General features: G+C 66.3%; 1 protein-coding gene. It reads right to left on the bottom strand.

Annotation, left to right across the window (positions count from 1 at the left end):
- Positions 1 to 9: 9 nt before the first annotated feature.
- Positions 10 to 813 (bottom strand): IS5 family transposase, encoded by an 804-nt coding sequence (locus NVV99_RS26300; RefSeq protein ID WP_219130572.1) that lies wholly within the window; start codon positions 811 to 813, stop codon positions 10 to 12.
- Between the last annotated feature and the right edge of the window lie 130 nt (positions 814 to 943).

Genomic DNA, 943 nt, shown 5'->3' with positions numbered 1-943 from the left:
GAGGTTTTCTCACCAGGCCGGTGCTTGCAGGTGAAGAAGAACGAGAGCCGCAGCAGCGATCGAGCCGATCCTCCACGGACACAGACTGATTCGCTGCAGCGCCTTCCACCGGGTCTTCAGCAGCGCGTTCGCGCGTTCGGCCGGAGCACGCATCGCAGACAACACCGTGTTGCGGCAACGGGCGCCGGCATCGAGACCATGGCCTTTCGTCGGGACGTGGACACCGATCCCGGCACCGGTGTACCCCTTGTCGGCGAGGGTGGGCATCCCGCCGGCGGCAGCGTGGTAGAGGGCGCCGAGGATCCCGCCCCGACGAGCAGCGGTGAGGTCGTGCACCGAACCGGGGGCAACCTCGGACACCCAGATCGGGTAGCCGGTCGGATCGGTCAGGACCTGGACGTTGCCGCCATGGCGGCGATGTTTACCCGAGTACCACACGTCGTGCCCGGACTCGGAACGCTCCCGGCAGCGAGTCGAGGCGATGAGGGTGCCGTCGAGACAGACATGCTCCCAGCCGGACTCGATCCCACGTTCGAGCACGTCGTGCAGGTCCGGGGCGTGCGCAGCGATCACGTCGATACCTTCATGGAGATACCGGTAGGCGGTGGCCTGCGAGATGCGGGCATCGCGCGCCAGGGTGGCGACAGCGGTGCCGTCGCGAAACCACCGCAGCACCATCAGAGCCTGGACGTAGACGGTCGCGGCCCGCTGCCACGGCCGGCGATCGGTCCTGCGGCGGTGGGCAGCGAGGATACGGGCGACGAAGGTCAGGGTGTGCTCGGGCACGTCGAGCGTGGCACGATAGGTAATCACGTGGGGTCCTGCTCCGGGTTGCTTCTTGCTCGAAACAATCCCTACCAGGCAGGACCCCACGTCCTCTTTTCACGCCACACCGTTCGGATGTCTTTGCTGTCGTCGGTGACTCTCTGGTGAGAAAACCTCA

The sequence above is a fragment of the Rhodococcus sp. PAE-6 genome (genome assembly GCF_025290685.1).
Lineage (GTDB): Bacteria > Actinomycetota > Actinomycetes > Mycobacteriales > Mycobacteriaceae > Rhodococcus > Rhodococcus pyridinivorans.
This window is presented reverse-complemented; position numbering and strand designations above follow the sequence as displayed.